The following is a 20,132-nucleotide window of genomic DNA, read 5'->3' as shown; positions in this document are numbered from 1 at the left end:
CATGGCGGCGCTCAGCCGCTCGCGCCGTCGAGCATCGCCTTCGACGCACGCGTCTGCGCGCGCAGGGCTGCGGCGAGAGCGGAGACGGCCGGCAGGCGCAACGACTCGGGCCGTGCGACCAGGTAGTACGGCAGCTTCTCGGCGAAGACCGTGGGCAGCAGGCGCACGAGATCGGGATGGCGGTCGGCCGCGAAGCAGGGAAGGAGCCCGATGCCGGCGCCTGCTCTGGTCGCCTCCACGTGCACGAAGACATTGGTGGAGGTGAGTCCGTCCTGCATGCGCGGGACGAGACGGCGGGGGAGATCGAGGGCGTCGACCTGCAGCATCGAGTCGACGAAGTAGACCAGCTGGTGCTGCTCCAACTCGGCGGCAGAGCTCGGCGTTCCGACCCGAGCGAGGTAGTCGCGCGACGCGTACATGCCCAGCGTGTATGTGCCGAGCTTCACCGCATGGGCGCGACGCGTCTGCGGAGCCCCCACCACCACTTCGAGATCGAGGCCGGCGCGGTGCTCGGCGGCGCGTCGGGTCGCCGCGACGATCTCGACCGTGAGCCTCGGATGCGCGATGCGCAGAGCGGCGACGGCGGGGGCTGCGATGTAGGCGCTGAAGCCGTCGGTCGCCGACATGCGGACGACTCCCGAGACCGGATCGGGTGTCTCGGCGCCGCCGTCGAGCTGAGACAGCGCCGCTTCGATACGGCCCCCCGTCTCCGCAGCGGATCGGCCGAGGTCGGTCAGCTCCCATCCCGTCGCCGACTGTGCGACCACGCGACCGCCGAGCGCGTCTTCGAGGGCGGCGATGCGCCGGGCGACCGTCGTGTGGTCGAGGCCCAGATGGGTGGCGGCGCTCGTGTAGCGCCCGGTGCGCGCGACCGCGAGGAGCACGAGCAGGTCGTCGGCGCGCGGGCGCTTGGCGGCATCCATTCTGCAATTATGCACATGCCATGTGCAGCACTGGGCGTTGTTGCAAAGCGGCGGGTGCCTGACACTGGGACGCGGGTGTCACCGGCGACATCCGAAGGAGACAGACATGACATCCTCAGTGAGCGCGGCCCCCACCGCCCCCTCCGTCCCGACCTCGAAGCTCAAGCGGGTCGTCGCGGCCTCCATGGCCGGCACGGTCGTGGAGTGGTACGAGTTCTTCCTCTACGCCACCGCGGCCAGCCTGGTGTTCGGCACCTACTTCTTCCCGGCGACCGGTTCGCCCCTCGACGGCATCATCGCGGCCTTCGTCACCTACGCGATCGGCTTCATCGCCCGCCCCCTCGGCGGCATCGTCTTCGGCCAGATCGGCGACAGGTTCGGCCGCAAGCCCACCCTCCAGGCGACGATCATCATCGTCGGCGCGGCGACCTTCCTGATGGGGTGCCTCCCCGGCTTCCAGAGCATCGGCTACTGGGCACCCGCGCTGCTGGTGGCGCTCCGCTTCCTCCAGGGCTTCGCCGTGGGAGGGGAGTGGGGCGGTGCGGTGCTGCTGGTCGCCGAGCAGAGCCCCGACCGCTCGCGCTCCTTCTGGTCGAGCTGGCCTCAGGCCGCTGTTCCGGTGGGCAACCTCCTCGCCACCCTCGTGCTGCTCGTGAGCTCGTGGGTGATGAGCTCGGCCGCCTTCCTCGAATGGGGATGGCGCATCGCCTTCTGGCTGTCGGCGGTGATCGTGCTGGTCGGGTTCTACATCCGCCGCCACGTCGAGGAGGCGCCGATCTTCCTCGAGGCCAAGGCGCAGGTCGAGGCCGAGAAGGCCACGTCCTACGGTGTCGTCGAGGTGCTGCGCCGGTACCCGAAGGGCATCCTGCAGGCCATGGGCATCCGCTTCGCCGAGAACATCGTCTACTACATCGTGGTCAGCTTCACGATCGTGTACCTGAAGACCGTGCACGAGTACGACACCAGCCAGCTGCTGCTCGCTCTGCTCATCGCGCACGTCGTGCACTTCGCGATCATCCCGCAGCTGGGGCGACTCGCGGATCGGTGGGGGCGCAAGCCCGTCTACCTCACCGGGGCCATCCTCAGCGCGACGTGGGCGTTCTTCGCGTTCCCGATGTTCGACACCCTCAACCCGGTGCTGATCGTGCTGGCCGTCACCATCGGGCTCTGCTTCCACGCGTTCATGTACGCCCCGCAACCGGCGGTGATGGCAGAGCTCTTCCCCACCCGCATGCGCTACTCGGGAGTCTCGCTCGGCTCCCAGGTCACGGCCATCCTCGCCGGGTCGCTCGCGCCGATCCTCGCGATCCAGTGGCTGCGCGACTTCGGCTCCTGGCTGCCGATCGCGATCTACATCGTCATCGCCTGCGTCGTGACGGCCGTCGCCGTGGTCTCGCTGCGCGAGACGAAGGGCATCTCGCTGCAGGCGATCGACGACGCCGATGCCGCCCGCACGGCCGCGGCTTGACACACCGAAGGAGCACGACATGACCGATCTGCGAGGACGCACGGCGCTCGTCACGGGTGGTGCGAGCGGGATCGGCGCCGCGTGTGCCCGGGAGTTCGCTTCGGCGGGCGCGCGGGTCACGGTCGCCGATGTCGATCGTGAGGCCGCGGAGGCTCTCGCCACGGAGATCGGCGGGCAGGCGTGGTGCGTCGACCTGTCCGACCTCGGTGCGCTCGCCGATGCCCGCATCGACGTCGACATCCTCGTCAACAACGCCGGAGTGCAGCACGTGAGTCCGATCGAGGACTTCGCACCGGAGCGGTTCTCGTTCATCCTGCGCCTCATGCTCGAAGCGCCGTTCCTGCTCATCCGCGCCGCACTCCCGGGAATGTACGAGAGGGGCTTCGGGCGGGTGATCAACGTCTCGAGCGTGCACGGCCTGCGCGCCTCGGCCTACAAGTCGGCGTACGTCGCGGCGAAGCACGGTCTGGAGGGGCTGTCGAAGGTGACGGCGCTGGAGGGTGGGCCGCGCGGGGTGACGAGCAACTGCATCGATCCGGGGTACGTGCGCACGCCGCTCGTCGAGAAGCAGATCGCCGATCAGGCCCGGGTGCACGGCATCCCCGAGGAGGAGGTCCTCGCGAACGTGATGCTGACCGAGTCGGCCATCAAGCGGCTCGTCGAGCCGAGCGAGGTCGCCTCCCTGGCGCTGTGGCTCGCGGGCGACACTGCGGGGATGGTGACCGGGGCGAGCTACACGATCGACGGCGGGTGGTCGGCGCGCTGACCGGTCGGCAGAAGCGCATTCGTGCGAATGGATGCAAGGGGTTGCAACCTCGCCCGGTATACCATTTCGCCATACGCCCAGCAGTGTCAGTCCCCAGCTGACCGTGGGCGGGGCGGCTCAGCCGTCATGCGGAGGGAGAGTGGATCTCTTTTCGATCCCGAGGGGGGATGGGGTGGGAGTTCGGTCCCCAGCCGGCACCCACCCCCACACTCGGCCCCTCCGCCACTCCGCGCGGTCGCATCGGCTCAGTTGATTCTGCTCACGATCCAGAACCCGGCGATCATGAGCGCGATGACGATGGGTATCCAGGTGCCGCCGCGTTTGAGTCGCCGCCCTTGAGGGGCGACTCCGGGCGGCGGGGTGAGCAGGCCTGCAGGCGGCGCGAACGGCAGCGACGGACTCGACGTCGGGGCCGATGCCCCCGCTCCCGTCTCGGCGACGAGCCGCTCATCGCGCCACCGCGCCCACTGCTCGAACTTCGTCAGCAGGGCGCCGACGGTGCCGAACAGCCACGCCCAGGTGTCGGGATCGAGGGTCGACACCTTCCGCTGCGTGTAGAGGAAGAGCCAGTCGTCGACGATCTCCACGTCGAGCTCGGCGGCGTTGTCGATGAACCGCGCCATGATGTCGGGCGTGAAGAGATAGAGCGCGTCGCGTTCGTAGCCCTCGGGGCAGTAGAGCGTGAAGTGCTGGTCGAAGTCGCCCTCGAGCGACAGCCGCTGGCTTCGCTGGAACGATGCCGGCAGGTTCGAGCCGAACCCGTTGTTGCCCTTGGCGTCGAGGACGATGTTCGGCAGCGGTGCATCGAGCTTCACGGCCACGTAGCCCCAGCGGTAGGTCGTGGAGTTCTTTCCCGACTGCACCGTGTACTGGTAGTTGCCGAATTCGACGAAGCGTGGCCTGGTACCGCGGATCAGATCGGTGGACTGCCGTCCGCGCCCGAGGTGGAAGATCATGCCGGGCAGCGGCGGGTCGACGACCTTGGGCTCGTAGGTCATGCCGTTCGTCTGCGCGAACCGATGCAGGCGGAACCGCGTCGTCTGGGCATTGCGCACGCCCAGCCAGATCATGACGCCCGCGGCGGCCAGCAGAAGCGCGATCAGCACGAGGGGGATCGCTGCGGACGCGGGGGAGCCGCCGAAGGATGCCAGGCTCAGGACCACGCTGATGAGGACAGGCAGCATCACCACGGCGACGATCGCGACCGCCACGATGCCGATGATCGTGGATGCCCCGATGCTACCCGTCGGCCGGGAACGGAGCTCCGCGGCGAAGGCGCGCACCGCGCTCGCGTCGACCGGATCGGTGAGGGGTCGGGCGTCGAAGGTCATCGGCGGGGACGTCACCTGTTCACCGCATCGGCGTCCCACGTGAGATCGGCGCCCTCCGGGAGCGGGAGGGCCTCCAGGTGCTCGTCCGCGCACAGCGCCTCGATCAGTGCGGGCGAGCCGGCCACGATCGTGGAGTCGAAGTCGACCTCGCTCACCAGCACCCAGGCGTGATCCTCCGGCCAGAGGAGGCTCGGGCTCTGTGCCGCCGGCGGGAATCCGCGCTCCTCGGCGGGGAGATCGCGCCAAGGCACGTGCAGCACCCACTCCGGATCGGCGAACGCACGCGGGGCAGCGGAGAACAGCACGTGTCCCCGTCCTGGCAGCTCGAACCTCGGCCCCTCCGAGATCTCCTTCGAGAGGATGCCCTCCTGCCAGGTGGGCTTGCGGAAGACGTTGTTGAACGGATCGCGCGCGCTGCGGTCGAGCATCGCCTGATGGTTCGGATCGTCCGAGAATGTCGGGAACGAGCGCGATGGGGTGATGCCGACAAAGCCCAGCAGATCGCCTCGCCCCTCCCAGAGCGCGGCGAAACCGGCGTCCGGCGTCTGCGTGTGCTCGACGAGGTGGGTGACGATGTTCGCCAGGTGGGCAGGTTCCAGCTCGCCCTCCATCGGCGCGGTGAACTCGCGACCGTCGGGGGCGATCCGCGTGCGCCAGTCGCCGTCGGACGGGGTGCGCACGAGCCGGTTCCACTGCGCGAGCGGGTGGAGGACGGTGCCGAACGCCGCCGCCGTCTGCGCCCACGACACCGGCTCGTCGACGAATCGGGCCATGAGCGCGTGCTGCGCGGACTCGGGCATCCGCACCCACTCGTCCGCCGTCGGAATCGCCCGATCCGGCGATGAGCGGACGATGGCCGGATGGAAGATGCGCGCATACGCGGGAAAGCCGCGGGGCACCACCACATGCATGGTCTCGTTGCCGGCGTCGAGCCGCTCACGCAGCCATGCCCCCGCCGAGGGATCGGGCGTCCACTCCATGCGACCACGCTACCGGGCACTGCGCTGTTCGTGCGGTCGGCGGACAGCGGGTGCGCACAGAGCCGCCCTAGGCTGACGTCGTGGAGACCGAGAACGAGATCGAGACCGTCGCGCCGCAGACCCGCCGCGCGTGGGGAATCGGCCGCATCGTGGTCGGCGCCTCGGTCATCGCGGTCCTCCTCTACGCCTACGCTCTGCGCATCTCCGTGGGGGACGCGAGCCCGTTCGACTACTTCGGGTACTTCACCAACCAGACCAGTCTCATCGCGGCGCTCGTCCTGATCGGCAGCGGTGCGCTAGGGGCGACCGGCCGATCGGTTCCCTCGTGGTTCGCGTTGCTGCGCGGCATCGTGACCGCCTACCTGCTCGTGGTCGGCGTGATCTACAACGTGCTCGTCCCCGGCACGGGCTCGGCGCCGCCCTGGGTGAGCGTGCTGCTGCACGTCGTCTTCCCCCTGCTCGTGGCGCTCGACTGGCTGCTCGTCGGCGATCGCCCCCGGCTGCCGTGGTCCCGCCTCTGGATGCTCGTGCCTTACCCCTTGATCTGGCTGGGCGTGGTGCTGTGGCGCGGAGTCAACGACGGCTGGGTGCCTTACGGTTTCCTGCTCCCCGAACGCGGGCTCGGTTCGCTGATGCTCCACGTGCTCGGGCTGCTCGTCGCCGTGCTGCTCGCCGGCGTCCTGGTCTGGACGGCCAGCCGATTCCGCGGCGTGTCGTTGAGGGAGAACGCATCCCCCCTCGACTGAGCCGATTTTCCTTGGTGCTCCCCGGGCGGGCACTACGGTGGGAATCGCGTCACGCGAGCCGACTGTCATGGGGGAGAGTTCGAATGCTGAATCAGGCCGAAGCCGTGTCCGGCGAGCGGGTCTTCCGCAGGAACCCGCTCCGCTCGGCCGTCGGCGCGATCGTGCTCTCCGCGGTGCTGTCGGCGGTGACGCTCTTCGTGCTCCCTAAGTTCCTGCCGCGCACCATGAACATCTCGACCCGCGGCGTGCTGGTGCTCGTCCTCGCGAGCGCGCTGACCGTGGCGGTGTTCGCCGGCTTCTTCTGGTTCCGCAACATCCGGATCGTCATACGCCCCGATGCGGTCGAGATCGGCAAGGCCGGCAACCGCGAGACGTTCCTGCGCGCCACGACCGCCTTCCGCTCGAAGATCACCGAGCACCGCACGAACGGACTCCCCAGCGGCACCACGCGCGCCCTGATCGTGCACACCGGCGACCGCGAGATCACGATCGAGCTGCCCGGGTACTCGCGACCCCTGTTCAACGAGCTCATGGCGACGCTGAACCCGATCGCGCTGCCGGTGTTCGACGACCCTGTCGCGGCCGCGCGCGCCGGAGCCCAGCTGCCGACGCAGTTCACGATCGACGCCACGGGGGAGCGGCGCCTGGCCACGCGGATCACGGTCGCCGCCGTCGTATTCCTCGTCATCGCGATCGGCGTCGGGCTGCTCGTGGCGGTGCCCGGTTTCGTCGACAGCGAGCTCTCGGCACTCATCCTGCTCGCGCCGTTCGCCGCGGTCGCTGCCATCGGCTTCGGGATCGGCGCCGTGCAGCGTCGGCGCCTGGTGCGATCGATCCCCGCTCAGGTGTCGGTCGACTCCCAGGGCATCCGCATCGACGGTGTCGACACGCCCTACGCGCAGCTGGCTCGCATCTGGTTGACCCCGCCCGCGTACCCGGTCAAGCGACTCCGCTTCGACCGCGCTGCCGGCAAGACCACGACGCACCTGCTCGCCTCCTCCCGCGTCGGCATCGCGCCCGACTACGGCGATCTCCTCCTGGCTGTGCGCGCCCGTACGGCGCATCTGCCCGGCCTGCTCTCCCTGGACCTCGAGTGACGGGGGAGTCGGGGTACGACCCCGAGTACCCGATCATCACGGAGCGTCTGCTCCTGCGCCCGATCGCGCCCGCCGATGCCGCACCGATGCACGTCTACAAGTCCGACCCTGATGCCGTGCGGTACGTGCCCTACGCGCCGCTGGAGCTCGCGGAGGTCGAACAGCGCATCGCCACCACCTGGTCGAACACGCGCTTCGCGAAGGAGGGCGACGCGGTCTCCCTCGCCGTCGAGGAGCGTTCATCCGGCGCACTCCTCGGCGACGTGGTGCTGTTCTGGCGCAGCGAGAGCGACCGATCCGGCGAGGTCGGGTACATCTTCGACCCGCGCGCCGGCGGCCGTGGCTATGCGACCGAGGCGGTCGACGCGCTCCTCGCGCTGGGCTTCGACGGCGTGGGCCTGCACCGCATCGTGGCGCGCATCGACGAGCGCAACACGGCATCGGCCGGGGTCGTGGAAAGGCTCGGCTTCCGCCGCGAGGCCCGTCTGGTGGAGAGCGAATGGTTCAAGGGCGAATGGACGACGTTGCTCGTCTACGCCCTCCTCGAAGACGAATGGCGGGGGCGCGACGGCGCGGACGGCTCGTGACGGGATCCCCCATAATCGAGGATGTGACTGCGACTGCAACCCTTCCCTCCCTCGACGGCCGCCGATTCCGCATGGTGTCGTCCACGACCTCTGCGGTCGACCCGGAATCCCCGAGCATCTTCGAGTATTTCGAGCGCGACGGCGCGATCTGGGGCGGGTACGAAGGTGACACGGTCACCTTCGGCAAGTTCGTCGGCACCCGCACGGGTGACACGATCTGGGTGTCTTTCGTGCACGTGCTCAAGGCCGACGGCACGGTCGTGACCGGCGACGGCGAGAGCGAGCTGGAGCTGACCGACGAGGGCGGCATCCGCCTGGTCGAGCACTACGAGATGCACGGACTCCCGCAGCTGAGCGTGTGCGAGGAGATCACCGCCTGAGGCCTGCGCCTCAGCGCGGCGGCAGCGCGTCGCGACCGGGCGAGGCCGGCGTCCACCGTGTCATCCCGAGCGGTGCGGTGACGCTGCTTCGTTCCGGCAGGTCCCCCGGCAGCAGGTAGGGGCGGCGGATCACCTCGTCGAGCACCACCACGCTGACCACCGTGCGCACCTCGGGCAGCTGAGCGATCACTCCGGTGGAGAACTCGTGCACGCCGCTGACATCGACGGCGCGGATCAGCAGCATCGCGTCGTGCTCGCCTGTGGTGATCGCGCACCACTCCACATCGGGCATCTCCAGCACCCGCTCCCGGAACGACGCCCAGGCCTGCGGCATCACGGTGACGAAGACGAGGGCGCCGATGGAGAGCCCCGCCTTCGCCTGATCCACGCGGGCGCTGAAGCCCGTGATGACGCCGTCGTGCACGAGCGACTCGACGCGCGTGTAGGCGTTCGCGCGTGAGATCCCCACCTTGTCGGCGAGAGCCGCGATCGAGACACGACCGTTATCACGCAGGACTTCGAGGATTCTGTACGCCGTCTCGTCCAATGGGGCGGCACTTCGTCCAGAATGCTTCGAATCTTCCGCATTCTTGCTGGACATATTGTTCCTCACATCCGAGGTTCTGGACAGAGCGTGTCGAGGTGACCCACTCTTGCTGGACACATCGTCGCATATGATGCGAATCTGATCCACGGTCGTCCACATCGGTGGCGACTCACCCGAATGTACTCCTCGCCTCTGGAGGCCCTCATGTCGTCACGCCGTATCACGCCGGTCATCGCGCTCGGAGCCACAGCGCTCCTCGCGCTCGCAGGTTGCTCTGGAGGGAACTCGGCGACCGGCGGCGGGCAGTCCGGATCCGACTCCCTCGTCATCGACACCGCGTTCTCGATCGAGACCACCGACCCGGGACACACCTACGACCCGACCGGCAACATGATCGCGAAGGCCCTGTACGAGACCCTCGTCGACTTCGAGGGCTCCGACGTCTCCACCCCCGTCCCCGGCCTCGCGTCGTGGGAGCAGAACGACGAGGCGACCGAGTTCACCTTCACGCTCGACGGCGACCGCGTCTTCTCCGACGGCTCGCCGATCGAGGCGAAGGACGTCGTGTTCTCGCTGCAGCGCATCCAGGGCATGGAAGACGCCAAGCCCAACTTCCTGCTCGGCGGGCTCACCATCACCGAGGTCGACGACAAGACGATCGAGTTCACGTCCGAGACCCCGCTGCTGCAGCTGCCCGCGATCCTCGCGAACCCGGCGCTCGGCATCGTCAACTCCGACGTCGTCATCGAGAACGGCGGCGCGACCGACGGCACCGACTCGGCGCAGAAGTTCCTCGACGGCGCCTCCGCGGGCTCCGGCCCCTTCGTGCTCGACACGCTCGACCTCAGCTCGCAGGTCGTGCTGACCAAGAACGACGAGTACAACGGCGACGAGGCATCCGACTACAAGCGCGTGGTCGTGCGCAACGTCTCGGAGAGCGCCACCCAGCTCGCCAACCTCAAGGGCGGCGACTCCATGGTCGCGATGGACCTGAACGGCGACCAGGTCGCCGGCCTCGGCGACGGCATCACGGTCGACTCCGTCCCCTCCGGCCAGACCATCTTCCTGCTGCTCAACCAGTCCGAGGCCGTCGCCGGTGACCTGGCGAACGTCAAGATCGCCGAGGCGATCCGCTACGCCCTCGACTACGACGCACTGCTGGAGCTGGCCGGTGCCGGTTCCGTGCAGGCGACCGGCGTGATCCCGCCCGGATTCGAGGGCGCCCTCGACGGCGGCGTGGAGCAGGACCTCGACAAGGCGAAGGCCGCGCTCGCCGAGGCCGGCTACACGGGCCAGACCCTCAAGCTGCAGTTCCCGAACGACTACCCGGTCGGCGGCGTGGAGTTCACCCCGCTCGCCGAGCGCGTGCAGGCACAGCTCGAAGACGCCGGCATCACGGTCGACCTCGCCCCCGCGCCCTTCGCGACCGAGCTCGACGCCTACGTCAACGGCACCGAGGGCTTCGGCCTGTGGTTCTGGGGCCCGGACTACGCCGACTCCGCGAACTTCCTGCCCTTCGCCCCGGGTCTGAAGGTCGGCCTCCGCGCCGGCTGGGCAGCCGAGGCCAACCCGGAGATCGCCGGTATCGCCGCCGGTGCCGCCGCCGCGACCGACCCCGACCAGCGCACGGCCGCCTTCACCGAATTCGCCGAGGCGATGCAGGCCGAGGGCCCGTTCGTGCCGCTGATCGTCCCCGGTCGCAACATCTCCTCCGCGGACAGCGTGAAGGGTGCGGTGTACAACTCCGTCTGGGAGATGGACATCGCCGAGATCACGCCGGCCGGCTGAACGGACATCTCATGACGACAGTGGCGGTGCAGAGGCAGGCGCAGCGGCGCCGGTCGCCTCTGCTCGGATACCTGCTGCGGCGGGCCGGCACCTCCCTGCTCCTGTTGGTGGGCGTGACGATCGTCACGTTCGCGCTCACCAACCTGGTGCCGGGAGACCCGGTCTCGGCCGCGCTCGGTGAGGGTGCGTCGCAGAACCCCGCGACGCGTGACGCGTTCATCAAGGAGCACGGTCTCGACCAGCCACTGTTCGTGCAGTACTTCATCTATATGGGGAACCTGCTGCGCGGGGACCTCGGCACGTCGCTGGTGACCGGACGCCCGGTCACCAGCGACCTCGCCACCGCGGTGCCGGCGACCATCGAGATCGCGATCGGGGCGATCATCGTCAGCCTCGCGGTCAGCATCGTGCTCGGTACGCTCGCCGCCTACCGTCGCGGACTCGTCACCGACCAGGTCATCCGCGTCGTGACGCTGGTCGGGCTCAGCGTGCCGACCTTCTGGCTGGCACTCGTCAGCTTCTACGTCTTCTTCCTCGAGCTGCGCATCGCACCGGGATCCGGCCGCATCTCCCCGTCGATCACGCCGCCGCCGCGCGTGACGGGGCTCTACACGGTCGACTACCTTCTGGGCGGCGACGCCGTCGGCTTCTTCGACGCCCTCGCGCACCTCGCGCTTCCCGTCATGGTGCTCTCGCTCGTGACCATCGGTCTGCTCACCCGTTTCATCCGCACCTCGGTGCTCGAGGTCCTCGGGAGCGATTACGTGCGCGCCGCCCGAGCCAAGGGGCTCCCGGCCATGCGGGTGATCCTCGACTACGTGCTGCGGGGAGCGTCGCTGCCGATCCTCACGGTGGTGGGTGTCGCGTTCGGCGCTCTGCTGTCGGGCACGGTGCTCGTCGAGTCGGTGTTCGCCTGGCCGGGCCTGGGCACCTACGCCTACAACTCCGCCGCGAACCTCGACCTGCCGGGCATCATGGGCGTCGGTCTCGTGGTCGGCGTCATCTACCTCCTCATCAACTTCATCGTCGACCTGCTGTACGGCGTGCTCGACCCGAGAGTGAGGATCGCATGAGCCGCATCGCCGCCGCCTCCCCGGCCGGGCGCTTCCGCTTCCGCTGGCCCCGCGCCTGGCGCACGCCGCTGGGGATCATCGGCACCGTCATCGCCGGAGCCTGGATCATCGTGGCCTTCACTGCCCAGTGGTGGGTCCCGTACCCGCCGAACGCGCAGGTGCTGCCGCGCCTGCAGCCTCCGGGGATCGACACGCTCCTCGGGACCGACGGCAACGGACGCGACATCTTCTCCCGCCTGATGAACGGCGCCACCGTGAGCCTGCCGCTCGCCCTCATGCTCGTGATCGCGGCCATGATCATCGGCACGCTCATCGGAGCGCTCGCCGGGTACTTCGGCGGCTGGGTCGACGAGACGCTCATGCGCATCACCGACCTGTTCATGGCCTTCCCGACCGTGATCCTCGCGATGGTGGTCACGGCCTCGCTCGGCCCGTCGCTGTTCAACGCGGTGATCGCGGCGATCGTGGTGTCGTGGCCGCAGTACTCCCGTGTCACGCGCAGCATCGTGCTGGGGCTCCGCGGCCAGAACTACGTGATCGCGGGACGACTGCTCGGGCACTCGCCGGCACGCACGCTGTTCGTCGACATCCTCCCGAACATCGCCGGCCCCGTCCTGGTGCTGGCGACGCTCGACATCGGCGCGGCGATCCTCCTGCTCTCCGGACTCTCCTTCCTCGGTCTCGGTGCGCAACCGCCGACGGCCGAGTGGGGGTCGATGATCTCGGGTGCGATGCAGAACTTCGACGCCTGGTGGCTCGGGGTCTTCCCGGGTCTCGCGATCCTGACCGTGGTGCTGGCGTTCAACTTCCTCGGAGATGCGATGCGCGACGTGCTCGACCCGACGGCCGAGATCACGCACGAGAAGGCTGCGGAGCACAAGGCGTCGGCGGGGGTGGCCGCATGAGTGCCCAGAGCGCTGTCGCGCAGCAGGCCGCGACGCTCAGCATCCGCGACCTGACGGTCGACATCGGGCGTCCGCTCGTCAAGGGTGTCTCCCTCGAACTCGAGGCGGGTCGCATCCACGGTCTGGCCGGAGAATCCGGGTCCGGCAAGACCCTCACCTCGCTCGCCGTTCTGGGACTGCTGCCGCGTCAGGCCCATACCGGGGGATCGATCCTGCTCGGCGGCGAAGAGCTCCTGGGACTCAACCGGCGCGCGCTCAACAGGGTGCGCGGCAAGCGGATCGCGATGGTGTTCCAGGATCCGTCGGCCTCGCTGCACCCGCAGCTGCCCGTCGGCCGCCAGCTCACCGACCACATGCGGGTGCACCTCGGTCTCAAGGGCGCCGCCGCCCGAGCGCGGGCTGTCGAGCTGCTCGAGACCGTGCAGGTGCCGAACCCGGCCGCGGCCCTGGGGCGCTACCCGCACCAGTTCTCGGGCGGGCAGCGTCAGCGCATCGCGATCGCGTGCGCTCTGGCCTGCGACCCCGAGGTGCTGCTGGCGGATGAGCCCACCACCGCTCTCGACGTCACGGTGCAGGCGGGCATCCTGAAGCTGCTGCGCGACCTCGCGATCGAACGCAACCTCGCCGTGCTCCTCGTGACCCACGACCTCGGCGTGATGAGTGCGATCGCCGACCGTGTCGCGGTCATGAAGGACGGCCGCATCGTGGAGCTCGCCGACCGCGAGACGCTGTTCCGCGATCCTCGGCACGAATACACGCGCATGCTGCTCGCGGCCCTCCCGGGTTCGCGCATCGACGAGGCACCGGAAGGGCAGGCCGCAGATGAGTGAGGTAGCAGTCCTCGACGCGCGCGACGTGGTCGTGCGCTACCCGGGCAACCCGCCGGTGATCGCCGTGAACGGTGTGTCGATCAGCGTCGCCGCGGGGGAGACCGTCGCGCTGGTGGGTGAGTCCGGCAGCGGCAAGTCGAGCCTCGCCCGTGCCGTGGTCGGCATCGAGAAGATCGCCGCGGGGACCGTGCTCTTCCGTGACGCCCCGGTGTCGCCGCTCGGCATCCGCCGTCGCTCGATCGCCCTCACCGGCATCCAGATGGTGTTCCAGGACCCGGCGACGTCGCTCAACCCGCGGCGCCGCGTCGGCGACCAGATCGCGGACGGCATCGCCACCGCCCGTGCGCGCGGCGCCGAGGGATCGACCGTGGACGAATGGCTCGAACGCGTCGGATTGCCGACGAACGTGAGCACGCGCTTCCCGCACCAGTTCTCGGGCGGGCAGAAGCAGCGCATCGCGATCGCCAGGGCCCTGGCCGCGCGGCCGTCGCTCCTCGTCGCCGATGAACCGATCTCGGCGCTCGACGCATCGACCCAGACGAGTGTCGCCGGACTCATGCGCGACCTCGTGGCGGAGTCGGGTGCGGGAATGCTGTTCATCTCCCACGACCTGGCCGTGGTGCGGCGCATCGCCGACCGCACGTTCGTGATGTTCGGCGGGCGCGTGCTCGAGTCGGGTCCGACGGACCAGCTCTGGGCGGCACCCGGGCATCCCTACACGCAGGCGCTCCTGGCCGCGATCCCTGAGCCGGACGGATCCGGGCGCATCCCGGTCGCGCCGACAACGGAGGAGCGGATCGTCTGGTCGGAAGTGCCGCCGGTCCTGAACTGAGGTCGCTCGCAACCGCTCCGCCCGGCCGGGACGATTCGTCAGCGCACGAGCCTCCACACCGCGTCGCTGCGAGCAGCCGCGTTCACCGGACCCGGAGAGAGCCGATCACTCTCGAACCCCCGCGTCGACCAGCACCGCTCGGGCCGCGCGTTCTCCCGACGCCAGGGCTCCCTGGATCGATGCGGTGTCACGGTGATCGCCGGCGATGTACATCCGCGCGGCGAAGCGCGGCGAGCGGGCCGGCTCCAGGGGCGCCGGTTGGGTCGGGAGTGCGTCGGCGATGTCATCGCGACGAAGCAGCTCCCACGCGCTCACGTCGGTGCCCCAGATCCCGCTCAGGTGGCGGCGCACCTCGCTCTCGGTGGAGGGATCGCCGCCGTGCGGAAGCAGACATGTCGCGGCGATGAGATGGCGTCCGGCCGGGGCATACGACGGGACCGTGTTCGTCATCACCACCGTGTTCACGATCGGACCTCGGCGCCGGCCGTCGACGGTGAGCAGTGCGGAGGAGGTCGGCGCTTCGGCGGCGGCGAACCACCAGGTCTGCAGGCCGTTCGTCGCCGGCGTGGAGAGTCCGGTGAGTTCGTTGACCGCTTCCGGCCCGACCGCGACGACGACCCGGGCCGCGTGGAGGGAGTCGCCGTCGGCCACCTCCACCTGCACGCCCTCACCGAGTGAGCGCACGTGTGCGACGGGGGAGCCGAGACGGAGTTCGGCTCCGGCTCTCCGTGCCTGTGCGGCAAGCTGCTCCGGCACCGCAGCGATCCCCTGAGCCGGCAGGCCGGGGCGCCCGAGCGCGAAGTACCGCACCAGCAGCCGCGCGAAGGCGTTCGATGTCACGCCGCGGTCCTCTGCCAGCACCCCGGCGAGGAACGGCTCGAGCACGGCGGTGCGGAGAGGGCCGCGCAGACCTGCGGCATCCCACCCCTCACGTACCGTGACATCGTCCTGCGCGAGACGGGAGAGCGGGCGCACCAGAGCCGGCGCCGCCCAGCGCGCGAGCGCGACGGCATCTGCTCCGTTCACCAATCCGCTGCGCAGCGTGGGGATGATCGAGAGTGGATGCCGCAGGGGATGCCGTAGCTCAGCCGTGCCGTGAGCGGTGCGTACCCGCACGCCGACCGGGAAGCTGCGCAGGGCGAGGGCATCCAGATCGATGCTGCGGCGCAGTGCCGGGTAGGCCGGATTCAGCACCTGGAAGCCGCGATCCAGCCGGAACCCGTCGACGATGTCGGTGCGCTGGCGGCCCCCGACGGCATCCGAAGCCTCGAGCACCACGACCTCGAGTCCCTGTGACGCGAGCATCCCGCCGCAGCGGAGTCCTGCCAGCCCTGCCCCGATCACGATCACGTCAGGCATTCGCTCCGACCTCTCCTCTGCGGATCGCCGCCGCGCGTCCGCTGATCGCGGCCCGTTCCTCTTCGTCGAGCAGACGTGTATTGCGCAGCCTCGGGCTTCCCCTCCGGTCTCATGAGGATCCCGAAGCGTCGACGCTGTTCGCGGTGCGGACGGGCTGCATGGCACCAGCGTACGACCGTCACGCACGACGGGCCGAGGCAGCTGCCCCGGCCCGTCGTGCCACGCTCCCGCTCAGACGGGTGCGACGATCTCCTGCCTCACGTCCCACTCGGTGATCTCCATCGTGACCTCCACCGTCTGGCCCTCAAGCGACGCGCTGCTGGACGAGGCGAGGACGACGTAGTCCGCCGTGACCTCGAAGACGACCTCGACCGCGGTTCCCTGCTGCTCCATGGTGCCGGACAAGAGGTAGACCGCCTGCCCGAGGCGCTCTCCGGTGCCGGTCACGGTGAACGCGCCCGTGACGGCGTCGGCGGCCTTGGTCGGGTCGAGCAGGGAAGCATCGGCGGCGCTCGCGCTGAGCGCGGCGATGACCGGGTCGCTCGACGACGGGTCCGCGGCCTGCCAGTCGCTCGTCGCCGACTTCACCCAGACGTCATCGCCGATGACGATCAGGGAGCCCGCGGGCGAGATCGTCTCGATGGCCTTGTCGGACGGATTGACGCGGGCCGTCGAATCGATGCCCATGACGCTGGACGTGGCGGCATAGCCTGCGGTCTCCGACATCGCGTCCGCGACGCAGTCGCCGAGCACGGAACCGTCGAGGCTCGCGCCGTCCTTCAATTCGGGGCAGTCCATCTCGGGTGCTTCCGCCTCCTGCGAGGCGCCGGCACTGGGCTTCTTCTCGGTGGTCGAGTCCGACCCGCCTCCGGTGCAGCCGGTGAGCAGTACGGCGGTGGCGAGTACGACGCCGACCCCCCATTTGTTGACGTGCATCGCGTCCCCCCTCTGGTCGAGTGCCCGATGACCGTCATCCGGCACTCTCTCCAGCATGCCAACAACCGCCGTCGTCCCGTCACCGCTTGCCGCTGTGCCCGGGGATCCGTTCGCGGCATCACTACTCTTCCGCTAGACTGTCAAGGTTGTCTGTCTCGCGGCGTCCATTCGGGATTCCAGAGACCGGCACGTGCACACACCCTCCTGCTCCCGGGAAAGTCCCGAGAGCCGTTCTAGTCCGAAGGAGGTGGGTAAGTGACGCACCAGTACGAACTCATGGTCATTCTGACCCCCGAGATCGACGAGCGCACGGTCGCCCCGACGCTCGACAAGTTCCTGAAGGTCATCACCAACGATGGTGGCTCGATTGACAAGGTCGACATCTGGGGCAAGCGCCGTCTGGCTTACGAGATCCAGAAGAAGACCGAGGGCATCTACGCCGTCGTCAACTTCACCGCTACCAGCGAGGCCACGCAGGAGCTCGACCGTCAGCTGAAGCTGAACGAGCAGATCATGCGTACCAAGGTCCTCCGCTCGGAAGAGGCTCAGGCGATGGTCGCTTCGGAGGCCAAGCGCTCCGAAGAGAAGGCTGCTCGCAAGGCCGCCAAGGCTGCGAAGGCCTAAGTCCCATGGCCGGCGAAACCGTCATCACCGTGGTGGGAAACCTCACGGCCGACCCCGAGCTGCGCTACACGCAGAACGGGCTGCCGGTGGCGAACTTCACCATCGCATCGACGCCTCGGAACTTCGACCGTGCCGCGAATGAGTGGAAGGACGGCGACGCGCTGTTCCTCCGCGCATCCGTCTGGCGCGAGTTCGCCGAGCACGTGGCGGGTTCGCTGACGAAGGGCATGCGCGTCATCGCGCAGGGCCGTCTGCGTCAGCGCTCCTACCAGGACCGCGAGGGCAACCAGCGCACCGCGATCGAGCTGGAGGTCGACGAGATCGGCCCCTCGCTCCGGTACGCGACCGCGCAGGTCACCCGTGCGGCCTCGACCGGCGGTGCCGGCGGTGCCGGTGGCGGTGGACAGTCCCGTCCCGCGCAGCAGCAGGTGTCGGAGGAGCCGTGGTCCACGCCCGGTTCGTCGACCAGCGCGGATGCCTGGAGCACTCCCGGCAGCTTCGGCGACGACACCCCGTTCTGAACAACTTCTGGATCCGGCCTTCACGGCCGGCATCCGCTCATCACTAAGGAAAAACAATGGCTGGAAAGTCGAGCGGCGACCGCCGCAAGCCGCGGAAGGGTGGCAAGCCCACCGCTCCCGCGAAGTCCATCCGGGTCGGTGTCATCGATTACAAGGATGTCGCCACCCTTCGCAAGTTCGTCTCGGAGCGCGGCAAGATCCGTGCCCGTCGTATCACCGGTGTCTCGGTGCAGGAGCAGCGTCTGATCGCCACGGCGATCAAGAACGCGCGCGAAATGGCGCTCCTGCCCTACGCTGGCGCCGGCCGGTAAGGGGTATCGAGATGGCAAAGCTGATTCTCACGAACGAGGTCGCCGGGCTGGGTAGTGCCGGTGACGTTGTCGAGGTCAAGAACGGGTACGCCCGTAACTTCCTCATCCCGCAGGGCTTCGCTACGGCGTGGACCCGCGGTGGCGAAAAGCAGGTCGCATCGATCCAGGCCGCGCGTCAGGCACGCGCGATCCACGATCGTGACGACGCTGTCGCGCTGAAGAACGCTCTCGAGGGCACCAAGGTGCGCCTCACGGTCAAGGCCGGCAAGGAGGGTCGTCTCTTCGGCTCCGTCAAGACGGACCACGTCGCGGATGCTGTCGCAGCCGCCGGCCTGGGCTCGATCGACAAGCGCAAGGTGCACATCACGTCGCCCATCAAGGTGACCGGTGAGCACGAGGCGACCGTGCGTCTGCACGACGACGTCACCGCAGTGATCACGCTGCAGGTCGTCGCCGCCAAGTAAGGCACGTCGAGAACGCCCCTGTCCTCCGGGACAGGGGCGTTCTGCATTCCCCGGCCCGGTCGCTCGTGCGCCTCACCCGTCTCGACCGTGCACCGGCCGTGCACCGGCCGGCGGCTCTCCGACCTCATCGACGGTGTGACCGCTGCAGGCCGCCTTCGTGACGCTGGCCCTCTCGACGCGCGACACGGCGAACCACCGCATGGCGTCACGCAGACGGCACCACCCGACCAGGTACCACTGGCCGTTCGTGGAGGCGAACAGCACGGGCTCGACATCACGCGTTGTCGTGTTCCCGTCTCTGGCCGTGTACCGGAGGCGGACCACGCGCTGGTCCGACATCGCCTCCTCCAGCGCCGACCGGATCGCGCGGGAGGAAGAGGGCGGCGCATCGATCCACACACGGTGGGCGAGCGCGTCGGCTCGGGCGCGCGTGTGAGGGTCGAGGACGTCCAGGATCTTCCGCACACCCGCCGCGGCCAGGTCGGCGTAGGGGGCGTCGGGCGCTGCGGACACGGCAGCCATGAGCGCCACGGCCTGCGCGGGAGACAGGCTCACCGGCGGCAGCGATGCTCCCACGGCCAGGCCGTAGCCGCCTCCGGGACCCGGGCGCGACCACAGCGGTGCGCCGCTGCGCTCCAACGCCGCCAGGTCGCGCTTGACGGTGCGCACGGAGACGTCGAACTCCCGCGCCAGACGCTCGGCCGAGCAGCCCCGCGATCCGCTGCGTCGCAGCATCTCGGACAGGGCATGCAGGCGCTCTGCGCGCTTCACGATTCTGCCTGGAAATTCATGACATAAATAGTGACACACACCTGCCCGCAGTGCGGAACAAGCTGGGGGTATGACACAGACGACGAGCAGCCCGACCATCCTCTTCATCGCCGGCCACTGGTTGGGTGCCTGGGCGTGGGATGAGGTCCTCGAACACCTGAACGCCGCGGGCCCTCGTGCGGTCGCGATGACGCTGCCGGGTCTCGACGCGAACGATCCCGAGCGTGCGACGAAGACGCTCGACGATCAAGCCGCCGGGATCCTGGGGGAGCTCGCCCGGCTCGGTGTCTCAGAGCAGCATCCCGCGATCATCGTCGCGCACAGCGGCGCGAACGCGCCCGTCAGCCTCGTGCTCGATCGGCACCCGGAGCTGTTCGGCCGGGTGGTGTGGGTCGACTCCGGCCCGGTGGCGACCGGGAGCGTGTTCGCGCCCGACCTCCTGGAGCAGGTGGACGAGCTTCCTCTGCCGCCGTTCGAGGTGCTGGGGCAGCAGGCGAGCCTGGAGGGACTGAGCACGGAGGTGCTCGAGCGCTTTCGCGAGCGGGCAGTGCCGCAGCCCGGCCCCGCGCTGCGGCAGCCCGTCGAGCTCGTGGACGATGCGCGTCGCAGGATCCCGACCACGCTCGTGTGCTGCTCGATCTCGGGCACGCAGGTGCGGGAGCTGGCGCAGGCGGGTCATCCCATGTTCGTCGAAGTCGCGGAGCTCGACCACCTCGACGTCATCGACCTGCCGACGGGGCACTGGCCGATGTGGAGTCGTCCCGGCGACCTCGCGGAGCTGATCCAGGCGGTCGCCTCCTCCAGCGACTGAACCCTGCGCCGTGCGGGCCTCAAGCCCGCACGGATGTCGGGAGAATGCACGGAAGTCGGGAGGATCCGGCAGATCCGTACGG

At 69.1% G+C, this 20,132-nt stretch carries 23 protein-coding genes; 16 read left to right on the top strand and 7 right to left on the bottom strand.

The window, feature by feature from the left end; all coding sequences use genetic code 11:
• Positions 1-11 precede the first annotated feature (11 nt).
• Complete coding sequence (locus tag ASD13_RS15985; protein ID WP_055871432.1) at positions 12-923, bottom strand: LysR family transcriptional regulator; 912 nt, start codon at positions 921-923, stop codon at positions 12-14.
• A 106-nt stretch (positions 924-1,029) separates the two neighbouring features.
• Between ASD13_RS15985 and ASD13_RS15980 the strand changes: the two genes are divergently transcribed.
• Positions 1,030-2,391: an MFS transporter gene (locus ASD13_RS15980; RefSeq protein ID WP_031205827.1), complete on the top strand. Its 1,362-nt coding sequence runs from the start codon at positions 1,030-1,032 to the stop codon at positions 2,389-2,391.
• A gap of 19 nt (positions 2,392-2,410) precedes the next feature.
• Positions 2,411-3,157 carry a 3-hydroxybutyrate dehydrogenase gene (locus ASD13_RS15975; protein WP_055871429.1) on the top strand — a complete coding sequence of 249 codons (747 nt, stop codon included), beginning with the start codon at positions 2,411-2,413 and terminating at the stop codon, positions 3,155-3,157.
• Between the two features lie 245 nt (positions 3,158-3,402).
• Here ASD13_RS15975 and ASD13_RS15970 read toward each other — a convergent pair whose 3' ends face one another.
• Together ASD13_RS15970 and ASD13_RS15965 are read right to left on the bottom strand one after the other, a co-directional pair.
• Complete coding sequence (locus ASD13_RS15970; RefSeq protein WP_055871425.1) at positions 3,403-4,503, bottom strand: hypothetical protein; 1,101 nt, start codon at positions 4,501-4,503, stop codon at positions 3,403-3,405.
• Positions 4,500-5,468, bottom strand: coding sequence for a hypothetical protein (locus ASD13_RS15965; RefSeq protein WP_055871422.1), 969 nt, complete (start codon positions 5,466-5,468; stop codon positions 4,500-4,502). Before ASD13_RS15965 ends, ASD13_RS15970 begins: the two co-directional genes overlap by 4 nt.
• An 80-nt stretch (positions 5,469-5,548) precedes the next feature.
• Here ASD13_RS15965 and ASD13_RS15960 point away from each other — a divergent pair, with 80 nt between their 5' ends.
• The 4 genes from ASD13_RS15960 (at position 5,549) to ASD13_RS15945 (ending at position 8,278) form a co-directional block, all read left to right on the top strand.
• The gene (locus ASD13_RS15960; protein WP_082531543.1) at positions 5,549-6,214 is read left to right on the top strand and encodes a Pr6Pr family membrane protein; all 666 of its coding nucleotides are present in this window, start codon (positions 5,549-5,551) and stop codon (positions 6,212-6,214) included.
• 83 nt (positions 6,215-6,297) lie between these two features.
• Positions 6,298-7,311, top strand: a complete 1,014-nt coding sequence (locus tag ASD13_RS15955; protein WP_055871419.1) for a hypothetical protein — start codon at positions 6,298-6,300, stop codon at positions 7,309-7,311.
• The gene (locus ASD13_RS15950; protein ID WP_055871416.1) at positions 7,308-7,898 is read left to right on the top strand and encodes a GNAT family N-acetyltransferase; all 591 of its coding nucleotides are present in this window, start codon (positions 7,308-7,310) and stop codon (positions 7,896-7,898) included. The genes ASD13_RS15955 and ASD13_RS15950 overlap by 4 nt, the downstream gene beginning before the upstream one ends.
• A gap of 23 nt (positions 7,899-7,921) precedes the next feature.
• Entirely contained in the window at positions 7,922-8,278 is a 357-nt protein-coding gene (locus ASD13_RS15945) for a hypothetical protein (RefSeq protein WP_229778785.1), read from the top strand.
• 10 nt (positions 8,279-8,288) lie between these two features.
• On the opposite strand, the gene ASD13_RS15940 is transcribed toward ASD13_RS15945, so the two are convergent.
• Positions 8,289-8,825 (bottom strand): Lrp/AsnC family transcriptional regulator, encoded by a 537-nt coding sequence (locus ASD13_RS15940; protein WP_055871410.1) that lies wholly within the window; start codon positions 8,823-8,825, stop codon positions 8,289-8,291.
• Positions 8,826-9,029: 204 nt separating this feature from the next.
• Here ASD13_RS15940 and ASD13_RS15935 point away from each other — a divergent pair, with 204 nt between their 5' ends.
• Genes ASD13_RS15935 through ASD13_RS15915 form a run of 5 tightly spaced genes read left to right on the top strand, consistent with a single transcriptional unit; the run spans position 9,030 to position 14,253 of the window.
• A complete protein-coding gene (locus tag ASD13_RS15935; protein ID WP_055871407.1) occupies positions 9,030-10,613 on the top strand; it encodes an ABC transporter substrate-binding protein in 1,584 nt (527 codons plus the stop codon).
• An 11-nt stretch (positions 10,614-10,624) separates the two neighbouring features.
• Entirely contained in the window at positions 10,625-11,686 is a 1,062-nt protein-coding gene (locus tag ASD13_RS15930) for an ABC transporter permease (protein WP_055871404.1), read from the top strand.
• Positions 11,683-12,591: an ABC transporter permease gene (locus ASD13_RS15925; protein ID WP_055871400.1), complete on the top strand. Its 909-nt coding sequence runs from the start codon at positions 11,683-11,685 to the stop codon at positions 12,589-12,591. Before ASD13_RS15930 ends, ASD13_RS15925 begins: the two co-directional genes overlap by 4 nt.
• Entirely contained in the window at positions 12,588-13,421 is an 834-nt protein-coding gene (locus tag ASD13_RS15920; RefSeq protein ID WP_055871398.1) for an ABC transporter ATP-binding protein, read from the top strand. Before ASD13_RS15925 ends, ASD13_RS15920 begins: the two co-directional genes overlap by 4 nt.
• Positions 13,414-14,253 (top strand): ABC transporter ATP-binding protein, encoded by an 840-nt coding sequence (locus ASD13_RS15915; protein ID WP_055871395.1) that lies wholly within the window; start codon positions 13,414-13,416, stop codon positions 14,251-14,253. The genes ASD13_RS15920 and ASD13_RS15915 overlap by 8 nt, the downstream gene beginning before the upstream one ends.
• Before the next feature lie 105 nt (positions 14,254-14,358).
• Here the strand turns inward: ASD13_RS15915 and ASD13_RS15910 are convergent, their stop codons facing one another.
• Both ASD13_RS15910 and ASD13_RS15905 read right to left on the bottom strand, forming a co-directional pair.
• Complete coding sequence (locus ASD13_RS15910) at positions 14,359-15,612, bottom strand: NAD(P)/FAD-dependent oxidoreductase (protein WP_055871392.1); 1,254 nt, start codon at positions 15,610-15,612, stop codon at positions 14,359-14,361.
• 231 nt (positions 15,613-15,843) lie between these two features.
• Entirely contained in the window at positions 15,844-16,548 is a 705-nt protein-coding gene (locus tag ASD13_RS15905; protein WP_235562648.1) for a hypothetical protein, read from the bottom strand.
• 255 nt (positions 16,549-16,803) lie between these two features.
• Here ASD13_RS15905 and rpsF point away from each other — a divergent pair, with 255 nt between their 5' ends.
• The 4 genes from rpsF to rplI are packed head-to-tail and all read left to right on the top strand — an operon-like array spanning position 16,804 to position 18,468.
• The gene (gene rpsF, locus ASD13_RS15900) at positions 16,804-17,172 is read left to right on the top strand and encodes a 30S ribosomal protein S6 (RefSeq protein ID WP_017829852.1); all 369 of its coding nucleotides are present in this window, start codon (positions 16,804-16,806) and stop codon (positions 17,170-17,172) included.
• A gap of 5 nt (positions 17,173-17,177) precedes the next feature.
• Positions 17,178-17,693, top strand: a complete 516-nt coding sequence (locus ASD13_RS15895) for a single-stranded DNA-binding protein (protein WP_021201451.1) — start codon at positions 17,178-17,180, stop codon at positions 17,691-17,693.
• 56 nt (positions 17,694-17,749) lie between these two features.
• The gene (gene rpsR, locus ASD13_RS15890) at positions 17,750-18,004 is read left to right on the top strand and encodes a 30S ribosomal protein S18 (RefSeq protein ID WP_017829850.1); all 255 of its coding nucleotides are present in this window, start codon (positions 17,750-17,752) and stop codon (positions 18,002-18,004) included.
• An 11-nt stretch (positions 18,005-18,015) separates the two neighbouring features.
• Positions 18,016-18,468: a 50S ribosomal protein L9 gene (gene rplI, locus ASD13_RS15885; RefSeq protein ID WP_017829849.1), complete on the top strand. Its 453-nt coding sequence runs from the start codon at positions 18,016-18,018 to the stop codon at positions 18,466-18,468.
• Positions 18,469-18,540: 72 nt separating this feature from the next.
• Here the strand turns inward: rplI and ASD13_RS15880 are convergent, their stop codons facing one another.
• Positions 18,541-19,239 carry a helix-turn-helix transcriptional regulator gene (locus ASD13_RS15880; RefSeq protein ID WP_055871387.1) on the bottom strand — a complete coding sequence of 233 codons (699 nt, stop codon included), beginning with the start codon at positions 19,237-19,239 and terminating at the stop codon, positions 18,541-18,543.
• A 70-nt stretch (positions 19,240-19,309) separates the two neighbouring features.
• Here ASD13_RS15880 and ASD13_RS15875 point away from each other — a divergent pair, with 70 nt between their 5' ends.
• Positions 19,310-20,050, top strand: a complete 741-nt coding sequence (locus ASD13_RS15875; protein ID WP_055871383.1) for an alpha/beta fold hydrolase — start codon at positions 19,310-19,312, stop codon at positions 20,048-20,050.
• The last annotated feature ends 82 nt before the right edge of the window (positions 20,051-20,132 follow it).

It is taken from the genome of Microbacterium sp. Root1433D1 (assembly GCF_001426835.1).
Taxonomy (GTDB): Bacteria; Actinomycetota; Actinomycetes; order Actinomycetales; family Microbacteriaceae; genus Microbacterium; species Microbacterium maritypicum.
This window is presented reverse-complemented; position numbering and strand designations above follow the sequence as displayed.